General features: G+C 51.9%; 11 protein-coding genes. 7 read left to right on the top strand and 4 right to left on the bottom strand.

Features of this window, described 5'->3' with window-relative positions; genetic code table 11:
• Nucleotides 1-72: 72 nt before the first annotated feature.
• The 3 genes from ACORNT_RS15075 to ACORNT_RS15085 all read right to left on the bottom strand — a co-directional run bounded on the left by ACORNT_RS15075 (nt 73) and on the right by ACORNT_RS15085 (nt 5,896).
• Nucleotides 73-2,127 carry a ThiF family adenylyltransferase gene (locus tag ACORNT_RS15075; RefSeq protein WP_321392630.1) on the bottom strand — a complete coding sequence of 685 codons (2,055 nt, stop codon included), beginning with the start codon at nt 2,125-2,127 and terminating at the stop codon, nt 73-75.
• Nucleotides 2,128-2,153: 26 nt separating this feature from the next.
• Nucleotides 2,154-4,973 (bottom strand): XrtA/PEP-CTERM system TPR-repeat protein PrsT, encoded by a 2,820-nt coding sequence (gene prsT, locus ACORNT_RS15080; RefSeq protein ID WP_321392633.1) that lies wholly within the window; start codon nt 4,971-4,973, stop codon nt 2,154-2,156.
• Between the two features lie 140 nt (nt 4,974-5,113).
• Nucleotides 5,114-5,896, bottom strand: a complete 783-nt coding sequence (locus ACORNT_RS15085) for a PEP-CTERM/exosortase system-associated acyltransferase (protein WP_321392636.1) — start codon at nt 5,894-5,896, stop codon at nt 5,114-5,116.
• 204 nt (nt 5,897-6,100) lie between these two features.
• On the opposite strand from ACORNT_RS15085, the gene ACORNT_RS15090 reads away from it, so the two are divergent.
• The gene (locus tag ACORNT_RS15090) at nt 6,101-6,769 is read left to right on the top strand and encodes a hypothetical protein (RefSeq protein WP_321392640.1); all 669 of its coding nucleotides are present in this window, start codon (nt 6,101-6,103) and stop codon (nt 6,767-6,769) included.
• Here ACORNT_RS15090 and cobA read toward each other — a convergent pair.
• Entirely contained in the window at nt 6,766-7,623 is an 858-nt protein-coding gene (gene cobA / locus ACORNT_RS15095; protein ID WP_420717577.1) for a uroporphyrinogen-III C-methyltransferase, read from the bottom strand. The genes ACORNT_RS15090 and cobA overlap by 4 nt on opposite strands.
• 156 nt (nt 7,624-7,779) lie before the next feature.
• Between cobA and ACORNT_RS15100 the strand changes: the two genes are divergently transcribed.
• The 6 genes from ACORNT_RS15100 to ACORNT_RS15125 all read left to right on the top strand — a co-directional run bounded on the left by ACORNT_RS15100 (nt 7,780) and on the right by ACORNT_RS15125 (nt 17,986).
• On the top strand, nt 7,780-9,210 hold the full coding sequence (locus ACORNT_RS15100; protein ID WP_321392646.1) for a mannose-1-phosphate guanylyltransferase/mannose-6-phosphate isomerase: 1,431 nt from the start codon (nt 7,780-7,782) through the stop codon (nt 9,208-9,210).
• A gap of 250 nt (nt 9,211-9,460) precedes the next feature.
• Nucleotides 9,461-12,541: a hypothetical protein gene (locus ACORNT_RS15105; protein ID WP_321392649.1), complete on the top strand. Its 3,081-nt coding sequence runs from the start codon at nt 9,461-9,463 to the stop codon at nt 12,539-12,541.
• 44 nt (nt 12,542-12,585) lie between these two features.
• Nucleotides 12,586-14,451 carry a D-glucuronyl C5-epimerase family protein gene (locus tag ACORNT_RS15110; protein ID WP_321392651.1) on the top strand — a complete coding sequence of 622 codons (1,866 nt, stop codon included), beginning with the start codon at nt 12,586-12,588 and terminating at the stop codon, nt 14,449-14,451.
• A 29-nt stretch (nt 14,452-14,480) separates the two neighbouring features.
• Complete coding sequence (locus tag ACORNT_RS15115) at nt 14,481-16,103, top strand: glycosyl transferase family protein (RefSeq protein ID WP_321392654.1); 1,623 nt, start codon at nt 14,481-14,483, stop codon at nt 16,101-16,103.
• The gene (locus tag ACORNT_RS15120) at nt 16,087-17,433 is read left to right on the top strand and encodes an NfrA family protein (protein ID WP_321392657.1); all 1,347 of its coding nucleotides are present in this window, start codon (nt 16,087-16,089) and stop codon (nt 17,431-17,433) included. Before ACORNT_RS15115 ends, ACORNT_RS15120 begins: the two co-directional genes overlap by 17 nt.
• 67 nt (nt 17,434-17,500) lie before the next feature.
• The gene (locus ACORNT_RS15125) at nt 17,501-17,986 is read left to right on the top strand and encodes a DUF2059 domain-containing protein (protein WP_321392660.1); all 486 of its coding nucleotides are present in this window, start codon (nt 17,501-17,503) and stop codon (nt 17,984-17,986) included.
• Nucleotides 17,987-18,040: the final 54 nt, after the last annotated feature.

Genomic DNA, 18,040 nt, shown 5'->3' on the forward strand with positions numbered 1-18,040 from the left:
AAAAAAGATTGCCAAATCCTTATCTAAACCTTTACGGATGAAGGAATTAGCTGATTTTCCTGTATTTTCTGTTCAGGAATCTTTTCCGCTACCCGCAGTGGTGCGGTCCGCCTGGTCCTTCCCGACCAGTAATGTGGCCAGATCCCGACGGATCGACCTTGAACTTATGGCGGATTGTGTGGACTGACCGATTCTGCCTGCAAAAACCACGCGTTCTGCCTTTTCACCCGCAATATGCTTCAACGCCTGCACCAGTTGTTCCGTTCTCTGCCGGTACGGCTGCTGACCTGTCGGAAGTTCCTGCCCGTGCAACAGGCTGTTAGCAAAACAGAGTGGCGCGAGTGAGGGTTGCAGAGCAAGTCCCATTTCAGTCGCCCGCAGCCAGAAACGCTGCAGTTTCTCACCCGCCTTCAGGTAATCCTCAATACCCCGTTCGGCTTCCTCCGACCAGTTCAGGATAAAATGGGCGCCGCAGAAATATCCCGGCACCAGATCCATCTGCACCCGGGCCAGAAGCGTCCCGCCAAGATATTTATTCATGAAGTCCATGCGGGACCATTTTTCCATTGCCCACTTCATGAATTTAAGCGACATGCTGTCAATGCCAAGCGCTGTCGCCGGAATACCTTGCTTGCTGTCGCCATCGCTCCAGTCAATGATTTTTTCATGTACCTGGAAACATTCCTTCATACGCAGGCGGATGTCAGTTGCAATGGCATTCAGTTTTGAAAAAATCCTGCGCTCACGGTCACTTTCAAGCCAGGTGACATCAAACAGACCGGCCAGTTCCTTTTCAAGCTCCGCCTTCTGTTGCGGTGTCAGCCGCCGGTTGCGATAGCGACGCCTGTCAACCGACCTGAGCGGAATGAAGGGTGAAAGATCATCGGAGGAACTTTTTTTGCTGCGGAACTGGACGGATATTTTCAGGCCGGAACCGTCCCATTGCGCCCCCTCCTCCAGTTTCCAGCTGATCGAATGTTGCTCGGCGTCTGCTGCCAGTCTTATTGTTTCAAGCAACATCCCCACCGACAGATAGGTCGGCTGGCCGTTGTTATATTCATAGGGATTGCGGCTATCGATGGGGGGGATATGAACGATCAGTTTCTTGTCGCTGACCACTTCGAAACGCCAGGGCTGGGTATTGTCGCCGCTTGGCGCCCAACGGGCCATATCCAGAATCCTGCCCATCATATTTTCTGGCCGGCCGTTTTCTGCAGGCACACTTCTCGCCGGCGACTGCTGTGCCATTTTCGCATACATGCGACGCCCAATGGCAAACTTGAGCTTTTGCAATGGGTTAGCATTCCCCATCGGCATATAACCCTTTATCATCTTGCAGCGGTATGCATCAAAAAGTTGATAGCGGGGGGCCGCCCGGACTACACCGCGACCGAGCATGATTTTCACCGCCTCGGTCACCAGGAACCCGGCGGAAAGCTGTACGCCGGTAGGTGTTGACGGCACCTTCTGTTCCTTCATGTTAACCCGTGACGGATCAACCAGATAGCCGGGATGAAGGGGACGCGGCGTCAAACCGATCAGAAATTTTACATAGCGGTCTTCCCGCACCGGTTCTTCGTCCAAACGGAAATAGTCTTCGGCGCTCATGCCATCCGGCATAAAGGTCAGCAGGGCTACCCCCATTCCGACCGGCGCAGCGGTGATTGCCGGAATCGACAGCTCGTGGCATCGTTTAAAGACCGCCATGCGGGTGTCGAGTACGAAAAAATCAAAGCCGTCGATGAACAGATCCACCCCGTTCAGAAAAGCATCAATATTTCCCAGTTTACCGTCAAGATCATCATGAATCCCATCCGGAAAAACGGTGATTTCCGCGTGCGGGTTTATATCCCTGATCATGTCCGCCATGACGTCGACTTTGGATTTGCCGATGGTTGACATCATGGCCCCGACCTGGCGATTAAAATTGGCCAGTTCAAAAATATCCATATCCGAAATATGAAACCTGGTCACCCCAAAGCGGGCCAGAAGCAGGGCATGGGCGCCGCCAACGCCCCCCATACCGGCAATGGCCACCTTCTTATGTCGCAGAATTTCCATCTCCCGACCGGTAATCCAACCGAGATTACGGGAAAAAGCTTCCTGGTGATTGAACGTCGGGTGCATTTTCAGCTCCACAATACAGTATCAGATTATTTCTGGATATTCTCGAGCAGTTCCATTGCCTGGACCTGTCCGTCAAAAATTCTTCCGTCCGCCTTTATTTCCCTAAGCAGTTCAACGGCTTTATCCCGCTCGCCTGCCTCATGATAGACCTGGGCCAGGTGGTATTTAATCGCGAGATTTTGCGGCGCGATATCCGACGCCTTCAACAACTGTCTTATGGCGTCATCAAACTCGTTCGCCTCGGTCAGGATCTGGCCTTCCGTATCCAGGATATTCGGGTCCAGAGGCGCCCGCTCCCTCGCCCGGGATATGGTCTGTCGTGCTTCGTCTATCTGTCCCAGTTTCATCTGGGACCAGGACAGGTTATTCAGAAGCGCTATATTATCCGGGTTTCTCTCAAGCAGTTCATTGTAATTCTGTGCTGCCTTTTCGTAATTCTCATCCAGAAGGTAAACATCTGCCAGCAGCCATTGAACCAGAGCATCTTCGCCATGTGTTTCCAGCCAGTCTGTCATCAGGCTGACGGCTTTTCCATACTGCCGTGCCGACATGTAGGCATGGGACAGGTCCCGAACCAGATTGGCGTTCTGGTTTTCCTGGTAGGCGGCTTCAAAATAAAGGATCGCCTTGTCATAATCCTGACGGGCCATATTGATACGCCCCCTAAGTTCAAGGATTTCATAGTCGCCAGAGGTCTCATCGACAAATTCGGCGAGGATTGCATCTGCCCCAACCCAGTCACCGGTCGACGCCATGACCTTGGCCTTGTAGATCAGAGCCTTGCGATTGGTTGGCAGCATTGCCAGCATCTCGTCAGCCGTTTTGTCAAGCGCTTCCCAGTTCTGGGCCTGATTATAGGCATCCGCCAGGAAGGCCAGGGGCGCAAGATTGTCCGGCACCTCTTCCTTCAGACGTTCGAAGGTCATGATTGCCGCGACTGTCTGGTTCAGAGACAGTTCCGCAAGCCCCTTGACCTCCAGAAGCAGCGCATGCGAGGGATACAAAGAAATTACTTTTTTGACAACCTCGAGTGCCTTGTCCGCCTCGTTCCGCAGCATATGATAACGGGCCATTTCAATGGCCACATTTACCGAATTGGGATTATTCTCGTATGCCTGGAACAGATAGTCCTCAGCCTTGGTCATATCCCCGATATTCTTTTCCAGATCATAAAGGGAAAGCAATCCATATTCGTTGCCGGGATTGAGTTTGACAAATTCTTCCAAAATCTTGGCGGCTTCCTCAGCATTGCCGTCCAGAAAATATTTATTGGCCATGACAATAGCGGCGGCCGTATGGCCGGGATTCTTTTCCAGAATTTCACCAAAAATATTATAAGATTCCTCGGCCTTACCTGTATTCAGTTTGACATAACCGAGACAAGTGGCGGCGTTAACATCATCGGGAACCTGAGCGTGCAGTTTCTCGCAGATTTCCAGCGCCTCGTCATATCTTTCCAGTGACAACATATTTCGAGCCAGTCGCATCTGGGCTACATAGGCATCAGATATTCCCTCAAGTGACGACTGCATATCCTCAATACCGCTTTCCACATCACCGGACAGAACCTTGAGCATGCCCAGTTGGTTCTGGCTGGCCGGTTGGTCCTTGTCTTTTTCGAGAGACTTTTCAAGATAAAGCCTGGCCTCTTCGATCCGCCCCCTTTTCAGTTCGATATTGGCAAGCAGGTTAAGCAGCTGCGTGTCGTCAATATTCTCGGCAAGGGCACTCTTCAATGCTTCACTTGCCTCTTCTGTTTTATTGAGCTTGATCAGAACCTGCGCGAGTAGTTTCCTCGCCTGCAGGTCATTCGGGACCCGGTCCGTATATTTTACGATATGAGTATAGGTCTGTTCATAATCTTGCAGAGCATAACTGGACAGGGCACTAATGAACAACGCCCGTGGCTCGCGCGGGTTTACTTCCAAAACCTTGCCTGCGTAAAGCCGTGCTGCTTCATAGTTCTCTGTTGTCATTGCCCACAAAGCAGACACATAATTTACCAGCGGGTGGTTGGGATATCTTTTGCGAAAGCTTTGCAGTCTTTTATCGGCTTCTTCGACTTTACCCAGCAACACCTGTATCCAGGCAAGATAAAACTGGTTGACGACAATATAGGGATATTCCTCGGACAATTGCTGGTAAATTTTCTCAGCGTCTTCCACATGGTCAGTCACCCACAGATGATTTCCCTTGAGCTGCAGCAGATAACGGTCATTGGGTACAATGGCTTCCGCCCTCGCGATATATTCCTCAACCTTGTCATAATTCTTCAGGATGGAATAGATTTCCGCCCGCTTGACAAGGGCCAGCATATTTTCCGGTGCCAGTTCCAGAACTTTATCATACTGCACTCCGGCCTCTGTCAGCCGGAACTTGCCGAACAAGGCCTGACCGATCAGGTTTCTTTTTGTAATTTCCGCCAGCAGGCCGTCTTCCGGCGCAAGCTTGATCTTCTCAAGAACCTCGTCATATTTCCTCTGCAACAGCCAGGACCTGGCGAGATGGGGCAGAACCAGTTCTTCGGGTTTACCAACTTCTATGGCTTTTTTCAGTTCGATTTCTGCCGCCGGACCATTTTCCAGTTCCAAAAGAACCTGCCCGAGGAGAAGTCTGGCGTCGGGACTGTCCGGATGATCCTGAAGGGCGTTTTTCAGTTCAATAACAGCCGCGTTCATGTTCCCGCTATACTGCTGTTCCACAGCCCGCTGCATTCTTTGTTCCAGCGTCAGGTCATCAGTTGAATCGCACGCCGTCAACACCAGACATGCCGCGAGCATCACGGCACAGGTAATTCGGCCTGGAGTTCTCTGTTTTCTTGAAATAAATGGGAGTGGACTGGACATTTTCCCCGCCTCCTGATCGCGTAGTTTCCCCGAATGTGTGTCAACAGTTCACACATTTCAAAATTTGTGATTGGTCAGTTTGAGTGTAATATGCCAGAGAGGTCTTGCAAAGGCGTTAATTTATCTGCCGCAGATATAACTTATTTGTCGCCGGTATACGGATAAAGAGCACCACAGTCAGTGATAACATTCCAGATTTCCGGGCGCTCCTCGTAAATACCGTTCAACAGGCTATCCACATCACTATAGTGTGTCCGGCGACGACCATGATATTCAATGATGGGACCGATTGCCGTAAAGCGAATACCCAGCTTGCGCAGGAGGCGCTGCAACGCCGGCTCCATAACCACAGCCCAGTGTGTAATGTTATTCTCAATACTCATTCTGACGATGGCTGTCATGAGACCGAGCGTAATATGCGGAATGACGCGCTGGGACTCTTCATGTCCCGCCTTTTCCTCAATACCCGGAATATGCGTGTCATAGTGACGTTGACGAAATTTCTTGGAAACAGAAAAACGTGAAATTTCCGCAGTTTTATCACGCGGCAATGTAGCTTCATCAAGATCGCGCAATTCTTCCGAGATTGACAGCGCCGGAATTTCCCGCACGTTGTCTCCATCTTTTGGCAGAATGATACGGACGGTTCCCGCAACGCTTTTCGAATTCTTGTGGATCAGGAGACTGGATACAGACTGGCTGTCATAAATATCCATTTCCATCTCATTCTCAAAGTCGTCCTTGTTTTCAAAACCCGTCTCCAGGCAATAGACCTGGTATCGGAGACGATATGTCTCCTCAAGCAGTTCCCGACAATCAGCAGAAACCACGTCGAAAAGTTCCTTATAAACTTTCACCAGACGTGCATCGTCCTTCTGGGTTTCAGACGGAACATTCGCGGCAACTAAATTTTGTGACTGCATTATGTCAATCAACCTATTGTAGCAATTTAAACGAGGGGGCACTCATACTTTTGATTTATTCTGCCCCGAAATGGTTTAGAGGGCGTTAAAGAACAACTGTTTCACATATTTTTACGAAAATTTTAATGAAATAGATTTATTGAGGTCTATGAAACAGATCAAGATGCTATAAAATAACCGCAATTTTATGTTGTGATAAAAAAAATGTACAAACTGCCCGGAAAAAATATTTTTTATTTCTCTGTCGCGCTGATGATGCTGAATCTTTGGCCAGGCGAACTTTTTGCCGTTGTTCTCGACCAGACTGGCAGGCATACAATGGACGCCGATATTGATTCGTCCCTTACCACCCCCTACCAAAGGCCGCAGGAAAGTCTTGAAAACGGCAATTTCTTCCAGCTTTCCTTTGATAGTAACAACAGCATCAGAAGCACACAACGTTTTGATCTGGCCGATGACATGAATTCCGGCCAGTCGGCTGGAAATATGCCTTCCCGGAGGGACGCGTCGCTTTCTGACAGCAGTCTTTTTGAACAGAATATAGGTTCATTTCTCGAAAATATGAACGACTCGCCTACCCTGAAGACAATCTACTTCAATTCCAGGCAGCTTCAATTCAATTTCCAGAGCAAACTAGCCAATGAAATTGGCGATCTTGTCGGCGACGACCTGTCATTGGATCACCGTCTCTTCCAGGATAATTCCGACAGCCTCGGCGGGAATGGCATCTCCTCACAATCCGCTCGATATTCTCACGGCATGCCCCTGCTCGACCAGATTATGGATAGCCTGCAATCCCTCGGCGCTATTATCATCCTGTTTTTTGCACTGATCTATCTTGCCTTCAGGTATGTACTCAACAAATACGTCTAAGCGTCGCGACGTTTCAAGAGGCGGCTTCCCTGCGGCCTGATGCCCGAAACATCTGCCGAAAGTTTCCGTCCGGCAAGAGCCCCAAGCCAGTCAAGCCCTTCACGCAACCTGACAACTTCGCCGACCACGATCATGGCCGGCGCCTGGATATGCTCCCGTTTCACATCCTCTGCGCATTTGGCCAGTGTCGTCACGACAACTTTCTGCTCCGGCGTGGTGGCCTTACTGATAATAGCAACCGGCTCATCAGCCGGCCGACCGGAGGAAAGAAATTTTTCTGCAATCAATTCAATTCTGCTCAGAGCCATGTAAATCACGACAACGGGAGATGATTTTGCCAGAGCTTCCCAGTCAATATCCTTGGCCAGGCCACCATCAGCGCCATGACCGGTCAGGAAGGTGACCGCTGAATTGGTGTGCCTGTCCGTCAAGGGAATGCCTGCATAGGCAAGCCCGCCGACACCGGCCGTAATACCGGGAATGATCCTGAAAGGAATTTCATTCTCCACAAGGTGCCTGGCTTCTTCACCTCCCCGGCCAAAAACAAGAGGGTCTCCCCCTTTCAGACGGAGTATTTTCTTACCTTCCCTGGCAAGCCGGACCAGATGCTCCGAAATATCCTGCTGCCTGTGAGACGGCAGTCCGCCTCTTTTTCCGGCGAAGTCCAGTCGAGCCCCCTCACCCGCCATATTGAGGATTTCCGGAGTGACCAGCGCATCATAAACCACGACATCCGCCTGGCGCAGCCCCTTGAGCGTCAAAAGCGACAACAGACCGGGATCGCCCGGACCGGCGCCCGCCAGCCAGACCTGGCCCGCAATCATATTCGGCAACCCGTCCAATATCTCATTGATGTCCATATCTATCTCTACTCGCTGTACGTAGGACTGTAATACAAATTAAGGTCGTAAAAGAAAAGTACCGATTTGTTCATTATATTTTCACTGATTTGCTAGTATAAACGCACAATTCAAAATATTGAGGCATATAAAAACAATCCGGAGGACACCATGTCGTCTCGTAAAATCAGCCCGGTTATTCTTTCCGGCGGGTCAGGAACACGTCTTTGGCCGATGTCCAGAGCGCTTTACCCAAAGCAGCTTTTACCGCTTGTTGGTGAAAATACAATGATTCAGGAAACGGTAAAACGTGTTTCAAACCAGGACATGTTCACCCACCCCCTCATTATCGCCAACGAAGAACACCGGTTTATCGTCGCTGAACAACTGAGACAGATTGGCATCGAGAACCCCGACATAATCCTTGAGCCAGAAGGTCGCAACACGGCGCCGGCAGCCGCCCTCGCTGCCCTGCACCTCGAAAAGGACGATCCCAACGCGCTGATGCTCATTATGCCGTCAGACCATATCATCGGCAACCAGGATGCTTTTCTGGCTGCCATCAATATTGCCCTGCCTGCTGTAGCAGACAGTCAGGCCCTGGCCACCTTCGGCATCATTCCGACCTCTCCGGAAACCGGTTACGGATACATCAAACAGGGTGACGAACTGGAAGCCTGCGCCGGCTGCCGCCAGGTCGCCGAATTCCGCGAGAAGCCCGACCTTACAACCGCGCGGGCTTATATGAAGAGCGGTGCCTACCTGTGGAACAGCGGTATATTCCTGTTTCCGGTCCGGGCGTTTCTGGAAATCCTCGGCAAATTCGAACCTGAAATGCTGGAAGCTTGCCGCAACGCCATGGCAGGGGCGCAGAAAGATTTGTGTTTCCTGCGCCCGGAAAAGGAAAGTTTCCTGACCTGCCCTTCCAATTCCATTGATTATGCTGTCATGGAACGAACCGAGAATGCGACTGTCATTCCTGTCGATATGGACTGGAACGATATCGGGTCCTGGGCGGCGCTCTGGGACGTGCAGGACAAAGACGAGGATGGCAATGTCTGTCAGGGAGATATTATTTCCCACAACAGCCGCAACTGCCTGCTGAAATCAGACGGCCCGGCCATTGCCGCCATAGGATTGGAAAATATTGTCGCCGTTGCCACCGACGATGCAGTGCTGATCAGCCATAAGGACCATACCCAGGATGTCAAGGAGGTTGTCACTCATCTTGCCCGGGAAGGCCGTAACGAGCATATATCACACACAATTGTCTATCGTCCCTGGGGATCTTACCAGACCTCCGATTTTGGCGACCGCTTCCAGGTGAAAAGACTAATGGTTAGTCCGGGTCAGACATTGTCCCTGCAGAAACACCATCACCGGGCCGAACACTGGGTTGTTGTTCAGGGTCGCGCCGAAGTCACTATTGATGACGAGGTGCGGATGTTAAACGAAAACGAATCGTGTTATATTCCGATCGGATCCCTGCATCGCCTGGCGAATCCGGGCAAAATTCCTTTGCATATTGTCGAGGTACAGTCAGGTTCCTATTTGGGCGAGGACGATATCGTCAGATTCGAAGATACCTACGGCAGGGACTGACAACAGCCTGTTTACAGATAACCCGTTGTTATCATTAAAGCCCCCTGTAATGCGCCATAAATAAACCATCTCTTGGCACTATTACTGGCCATAAATATGAATCGTTTCCGGCCTATTTTGCTGGCAAAATGGGCTTTAAGCGTTTATTTACCCTGTTTTTTATCAAGCCGTTAACGATGTCTGTAGTACAAAAGATCGTAATTTTACGAAAATTTGTTTGTTATTGAGTTTGATTTTTTGGGTTGGAATAATGGAATTTAAACTAAAAATCTTGGCCGCAGTCGGGACAGTTGCCTTGGGCACCTGGATCTACGCCGATTTTGTCGAAAAAGATTCCACCCGAGACGCCATAGAGAAACAGATCGAACCATTCGTGATCGTGGAAGACGGTACGTTTGAAAAGACCGTCGACAACCTGCTCAAAAAACCGGGAGAAAAAGACAGCGACCCGATCGCCCAAATTGATGAAGAGGGTAACGTCAAGGCGATCAGGGAGTCATCCCTGACACCGCAGGGACCGATCTATGAAAATCCAACGCCCTCTCCTGTCATTCTGGAAACGCCGGATGACAAGCTAAGCGCCATCACACTGGAAGATGCCCTTGCCGCCGCCCTCGACGGTTCGGAAGAATCGCTTAAAATTCTCCAGGATTATTTTGACGAAACCGCCGGCATTCCAGAGGAAATCAGCAAGCGCACCTCGGACCTGCTGCAGGCCCTTGGCAAAATGCCTCTCGATGCCCAGGTTCTAGAGGAAGCCGCCAAACGAATTGTTGATGCAGCAGCCCGATCTGCTTCCTCAGCCTTTACCATGCCGTTCAAATCGGTATCCGACTTTGGTCTCGCCGACGGCGACTTTGGTTGGGACCTTGGCCCGGACGGTAAAACACCACATCGCGGTTTTCTGCGTGTCGGCCCCAAAAGCGACCTGGTCGGCGGCAAGGGCCTCGTCGCCCTGGAAGCCAGCAGTGAAAATGATTTCATCAAGGACGGCATCCTCAATGTGAACGAGTTCGGCACCACCGATGTGGAAGCCGGCACCTATCGCCTGTATGTGGTCACAACAACCCTGCCATCAGGCGGCAGACTAGCTTATCCCTTTGGCCGCAAATTCGGTTTTAACGGTAATGAGCTCCGGGTTGTCGATGCAGGCGCAGGCGGTGCAAAGCGTCAGGCGCAATTGACATCCGGTGGAATCGCTCTGGAAGCCCGGTCGGATGATACGCCCGGCGACACCCCGATAGTCCCTGTCACCTCGGGAGAGAATAAAGAGCCTGAAGGCTGGCTGATGACGTCCCTGATTCGCACCGGCGGGGAGCCCGTACGGCTTGCTTTCGAGAAGCTCGGCAACGAGGAAACCTATATTGTCGGCATCATCATCAGCCCGACCAGCCTTGAAGACCTGGAAAAACAGCTCAATGAGCAGCTTCTTGCTTTCCTGAATGATATCGCCCCTGCCGCCGGCGGACCGGGATATACCGGCCCCTTCGGCAATGATTTTACCGCCAGAACCATCAGTCAGTTCTTCACCAATCCCAACACCCGTTCAGGCCTGGGACCGAATGCTGGCCCGGTAGACGCCTTTGGTGGTAATGGAGGCGGCGGTGGCGTTATCGTAGGCGATACCGATACTGATACCGACACGGATACGGACACTGACACAGATACCGATACCGATACTGATACTGACACAGATACCGATACCGATACTGATACTGATACTGATACAGACACCGATACGGACACAGATACCGATACCGATACGGATACGGACACGGACACCGATACGGATACGGATACGGACACTGATACAGACACCGATACGGACACAGATACCGATACTGATACCGATACGGATACGGACACCGATACGGATACCGACACCGATACGGATACGGATACGGACACCGACACGGATACCGACACCGATACGGATACGGATACGGATACGGACACTGATACGGACACCGATACGGATACGGATACGGACACCGATACGGATACCGACACCGATACGGATACGGATACGGACACTGATACGGACACCGATACGGATACAGATACAGATACCGATACGGACACCGACACAGATACCGATACTGATACCGACACGGATACGGACACGGACACTGATACCGATACCGATACCGATACCGATACTGATACTGATACGGACACCGACACAGATACCGATACTGATACCGACACGGATACGGATACGGACACTGACACTGACACTGACACTGACACGGACACGGACACAGATACCGATACGGATACGGATACCGACACGGACACTGATACGGATACGGACACTGATACGGATACTGATACTGATACAGACACCGATACGGACACAGATACCGATACCGATACCGATACCGATACCGATACGGATACGGACACGGACACGGACACGGACACTGATACCGACACAGATACCGATACCGATACCGATACGGATACGGATACGGATACGGACACCGATACGGATACGGATACGGACACCGATACGGATACAGATACCGATACGGATACAGATACCGATACTGACACGGACACGGATACGGATACAGATACTGACACGGACACGGACACGGACACTGATACTGATACGGATACGGACACCGATACGGACACCGACACAGATACCGATACGGATACGGATACAGACACGGATACAGACACCGATACCGATACGGACACGGACACGGACACGGACACTGATACCGATACCGATACTGATACTGATACCGACACAGACACAGACACAGACACAGATACCGATACCGATACCGATACTGATACTGATACTGATACTGATACTGATACCGATACGGACACAGATACCGATACCGATACGGATACGGACACCGATACCGATACCGATACCGATGATGATCAATTGGTGGCTGATGCCGGACCGGATCAGACCATATCTCTTGGCGAAGACTTCAATCTGGACGGTTGCGGGTCAACCCTGAATGAGATTTCACTGTGCGATCTGCTCACAGGTCTTGACGGCCTGACTTTGCTCAGCACCCTGGAAGATCAGGGAATGTTTGATATCCGCTGGATTCTGAATGGTGAAGACCTAAGTATCGGCGACAGCAGCAATCCGCTTGTCCTGTCCGACGTCATCGAGGACAACCCCGGATTATTCCTCGGGATCGGCACTTATGAAATCGTCCTGAATATTATCTATGATGAAATTCTGACGGCGTCAGACGAAATGATCCTCCACATCATCGGGATTTCTTTGCCACCGGTGCTTTCAATGGCTATCATCGGATTCCTGCTGATTGTTCGTCGCAGGCGTCAGATTAAATAGACAGAGGCAAATCATTGCACTGGGGAGTCCTGATAAGAGCCGTTTTGGCCGCCGCGATCCTTGTATCAGCTGCAATCGCATTGCTGGTGCTGCCGGGAAAAAAACTCGCCAGTGATGAGCCCTTCCCCGGCGCAGAAGACTTATTCGCCGAAATCAGGCTCGCATTAATTCATGAGAAGGAGGACTTTTTTCAGGACCTCCCGTCCCTGGAACAGTTTAATCCGGAGATTTCCCACCTTTACCTGACCCTGTATCAGCCCGGACAAAAGCCGCTCAGATGGGGGACGCGGCGGGAAGATCTTCGCCAAAGCCTTCTCCGCGTCATATCCAGGATCAGACAGAGCAAGAGATTTTCCGATTTTGACGTTGCCGATCCATCGCAAACCCGCATTCAGATTGAGTATCTGACCAAAAGGCTGCCCTTGGAAAACGTCTCCCTGCCCGGCACATTCCGACAGGATCAGTACAGGTTTGAACCGGGCATCACCGGCCTGCATTTCAGCTACAAGGGCCGGGACTATTATTATATGCCGAGCGAGGCTTACTCCAAAAGCCACATGACCCTGAACCAGGTCTATGATTACCTGAGCAAACGCCTCGGCTTTACCGACAGGTCGCGGCGCAAAAGAATTGACCGCGTCAAAGACAGCATCAGGGACGTGGAACTGATCGAAAGCCGGTCCTTTATAAGCTATAATGACAATGTTCTGGCTCTTTATCGTGGTTATCCCGATCCCTACCCCCGGGATACGCAAGATATCAAGGCTGCCTTCCTGTCCGGTGTAGACTGGATGCTGGATAACATGAAACCCAACGGCCAGTTTCTCTATTTTTATGATGGGTATGCCGACAGCTATGACGATTTTCAGCATCCGAGAAACCCCGGATATTACAATATCCTGCGCCACAGCGGCGGCACCATTACCCTGCTCTGGGCCTATAAACGCACTGGCGATGAAAAATATCTGACGGCTGCCCGGCGCTCCCTGGAATTTCTCCTGACCCAGACCCGTACCCGGGCTATCGGTGATGAAACAGGTCGTTATGTCTTTTTCAATAAAAAGAGCAAACTGGGGGGCGAAGGCATCGGCCTCACTGCCCTGATGCACTATTACGAACTCAGCGGTGATGGAAGATTCCTGACCGCCGCTCACCAGATGGCGCGGCATATTCTTTCCCGGATTGAACCCTCCGGCGAGTTCATGACCTATTTCATCCATCTCAGGTTCAATGACGGCAATCCCCTGCTCACCATCCCGGAAAAGGACCGGAAGGAACTTTTCTCTTTCTATTACCCTGGTGAAGCCCTGATGGGGCTGGCACTTTATGAAAAGCACGCCCCCCTGTCCGATGTCCGGCGGGCAGAAATCCGGCAACAGTCCCGCAAGGCGCTGGATTTCCTGATTTACGAGCGGCCGAAAAAATATCCGGACCAGTTCCTGCCCCTGCCGGCTGACGGCTGGCTGATGCAGGCGATTGAGGAATGGTGGGCTCGGCCGGACATGCGGAACCAGGATTATGCGGACTATGTCTATGCCGATGCCCGCAAGATGATCGATCATATGTATCTGGAGAAAAACGCCCTGTATAAGGACTATGTGGGTCATTTTTTCTATAAACACGGCGACCACGCCTACCCCGACGGCGCCCGGGCCGAGGGCATGCTGTCAGCCTATTTCCTGGCCAAAATGCAGGGGCGCGCTGACGATACTGCTTATTTCCTGCACTATAACAAAAAGGCCGCCAGGGCCTTGATGCAGACCTACAACAGCCCGGAATCCGTTTATTTTGCCCCCTACCCTGAACAACTGATCGGGTCCTTCCGCTTCAAGCTGACCCGTCAGTGGGTGCGCGTGGATTCCGTCCAGCATACGGCCTGTTTTTTTGCGCGCCTTTACCCTGAGTTGTAATATACAACTATAAGTAGTATATTACCCCCATGAACACTGGGGAACTCATATATATCACGATCAGCTTTCTGCTTGTCCTCAAGCTGATGTTCTATCTTGTCGCCGGGCTGATCCTGCTGAGCGGCCTTGATGATCTGTTCATTGACCTTTTCTATGCCCTGCGGGTTCTGTGGCGCAGGGTCTATACCTATCAGCGCCATCCGCCGATGGCTCATCCCGCTCTCGACCGTCAGAAAGAAAACACGTTTGCTGTACTCATTCCCTGCTGGCAGGAAGCCGAGGTTATCGGCGCCATGCTGGAAAATACCCGCAAAAGTTATGACTATGAAAAATACCATCTTTTTGTCGGGCTTTATCCCAATGATCCGGCAAGCCAAAGGGAAGTTGAGCGGGTCACCAAAAATGATAAAAAGGTTTATGCCTGCCTTCTGACCCATGACGGTCCCACCAACAAGGCTGATTGCCTGAACGCCGTTCTGAAACAGGTCTGGAATTATGAGAAAGATACCGGCCGGCAATTTGCCGGCTTTGTTTTGCATGATGCGGAAGACATCGTACATCCGCTGGAACTGAAACTGTTCAATCACCTGATTGACCGCAAGGATATGATCCAGTTGCCGGTCATTCCGCTGGAGCGCCCCTGGTGGGACCTTACCGGCGCTCACTACCAGGACGAATTCGCCGAAAACCACAGCAAGGAACTTGTGGTGCGAGAGGCCCTGACGGGACTGGTGCCCTGTGCCGGCGTCGGTTGTGCCTTCAGCCGCCGGGCCTTCCTGAAACTTCTCCGGCAGGGGGACGTTTTCAGACCGGGCAGCCTGACAGAAGATTATGACCTGTCACTCAGGCTCAAATCCCTGGGATGCCGGGAAATATTCGTCCGCTTCCCCTTTGTCGGAAGCCGCGGTCAGAAACACATTATCGCCACCCGGGAATATTTCCCCAACAGGATGAAAGATGTCATCCGGCAGAAGTCCCGCTGGCTGATCGGCATTGTGTTCCAGTCCTGGCGGCAACAGAAATGGACCGGCTCCTTAACATTTCGCTACGGACTGGTGCGGGACCGCAAGGGGTTCTTCACTGCATGGCTGGCCATGGTTGCCTATTTTCTGTTGTTCGGGATGTTGATCTACTGGGGTCTCGGCAAGACCCTGCTGGCAGGTCACGACATGCCGCCACTGGTCATGGACGGCGAACCTCTGGAATACCTCCTGTGGATTAACCTCGGTCTTCTGTTGAACCGGGCGTTGCACAGGATGTATTTCTGCGCCCGTATCTACGGCCCCTTGTGTGCGCTCTTTTCCCTGCCGCGGCAGGTCTGGGGCAATATCCTGAACTTCCTCGCCGGTTTCAGGGCTTTCCGTCTTTACAGCCTCCACCTGATTACCGGCCAACCGCTGACCTGGGACAAGACCGTCCATGAATTCCCCGCCCCACAGGAGCTCGAACCTTTCCGGGCCCGGCTGGGCGAAATGCTGCTCGAAAAGCAGCTTATTTCCGAAAATGACCTGACAGAAGCGCTCCTCGCGCAGGAAGTCACACCACTGCTGCTGGGACAGATCCTGGTCAGTCGGCAACATATAGATCAAGACGTTCTGGATCAGCTTCTGGACGAACAATCCGGAGAACGTCCTCATGTCAACGAGGTCTAAATATTTCCTGCTTCTCTTGACCTCTGCGGGTATATGTATCCTTGTTTTCCATCTGCTCTGGACCTCGGACCTTTTCCAGCAGGAACGGGCCTGGTATCAGGCCTACCCCTATCGGGGGCTGGATAACCATGCTGGAGGGGCCGTCACAACCGTCCGGACTGCAATTGTCACACCGCCTGCTGCGATGATAACCGCGCCCTCTTCTTTAGCGATGAAAACTGACCTTGATCCTGAAGTGGGGCCTACACCAATACCCAACCAACAATCTGCCATCCCGGTTTCAGTCCCCCCGACACCCATCCCTCCCGTCCTGACGGTACGCTTCGATCTCCCGCAAACGATAGACGAGGTCAGGAAATCCGACAGTAACTGGTATCCCGCGGCTGCACAGGGGTACCGGCTTCTTGCCGACGGGGATCACAGGGGAGCGGCCGAAAAGTTCGAACAGGCGTTAAAACTCAATCCGGATCACACAGACCTGAAACTGCAACTGGCCTACAGTTACCTGAAGCTTCATGAAAACGACCGGGCCGCCAAATGGTTTTCCGCCGCAATACAGGATCAGGATCCCGATGCTCCCTTTGCCCTCCGGCGCCAGTTGGAGGAAGTGAACAACCGCTGGTCCCTGGATGGCTACCTGATCTATCGCGACCAGAATGACAAGGCCGGCCCCCTCACCGGTCCAAATCTGGTCCAGTCACAGGCCGGTATGGAAGTCGCCTGGCAACCGCCCCATATCGGATACAACAATGGCCGCAGATTGCAGCTTTACGGTCGCCTATTGTGGGCGCTGGAAAAGGAAAGTCTGCGCTTCAGCGATACAAGCTACCAGGGCGGGCTGGGCATTCGCCTGAAACCCCTTTCCGCTCACAATTTTGTCCTGTCCGCCGAAAGACTGCTTGAAGTGGGAACATTCGCCCGCAACGACTGGATGGTCCGGGCCGGATATTCCCTCGACCACAACACAGACTGGAAACCGATGAAAAACTGGTGGAGCTGGAGTCTGTATCTGGATGCCGCCCTGATCCGGCCCCAGGATCCGGATATTTTCCTCACCTTCCAGGGACAGGGGGGTTATGCCGTCAGGCTCTCCGAAAAGCTGATTATCAAACCGAGGGGTCTGGTTCTTGCCAGCTGGCAGAAAGATAGATTCCGGGAAGCACATCTTGTCGAGGGTGGGCCGGGAATAACGGCAAAGTATTATTTCAACCAAACCCGGCTCGAAGCCTGGCGCAGTTACCTTGAAGTTTCCGCCGATTACCGTTTCCGGCTGGCCGGCAACAGCCTGGGCAAAAGCGGCCCGGTCATCAGCCTGCAATTTCACTTTTAAAAGCCGGAGACTTCGCTACAATGACGGATGAAGAACACTTGAAACCCTGATATTCCGGGAGCCCCACATGCGCATTCTGACCATCCTGCTTTTCATCCTGTCCGCCCTTCCTGCCTTCGCTGATGAAACAACAGAAAAACAACAGCTTGTTGTGGAAATCATGAAAGAATCCCGGATGACGGAAACCATGAACAAAAGCCTGATGATGGTCGGCGAACAGCTCAAAGCCAATCTGCAGAAGCTTCAGGGGCAGATGTCAGAGGAAAAAGCCGCCGTTTTCCAGGAGGTTTTTTCCGAGGAAATGTCCAAAATGACCAACCAGACAGCAGCTTTCAGTGCGGGTTTCATGGTCGAGAATTACACGATCGATGACCTCAAGGTGATGCTGGAGTTTTACAAGTCGCCAACAGGCAAGAAAAGCATGGCGCTGATGCCGGAAATGATGGTCAAAACCCAGAAATTCATGCAGTCGGTGCTGCCGGGCACTTTTTCCAATATCCAGCAGAAACTGCAGTCCCGTTTTGATGCCCTGAATGAAGACAATCCCAGCTGATCAGTTTGGACCGTCGGCCAGTCAGACTCCTATTTCGCTTTTAATTCCCGGAAT

The sequence above is a fragment of the Emcibacter sp. genome (assembly GCF_963675455.1).
In the GTDB taxonomy this organism is placed as follows: domain Bacteria; phylum Pseudomonadota; class Alphaproteobacteria; order Sphingomonadales; family Emcibacteraceae; genus Emcibacter.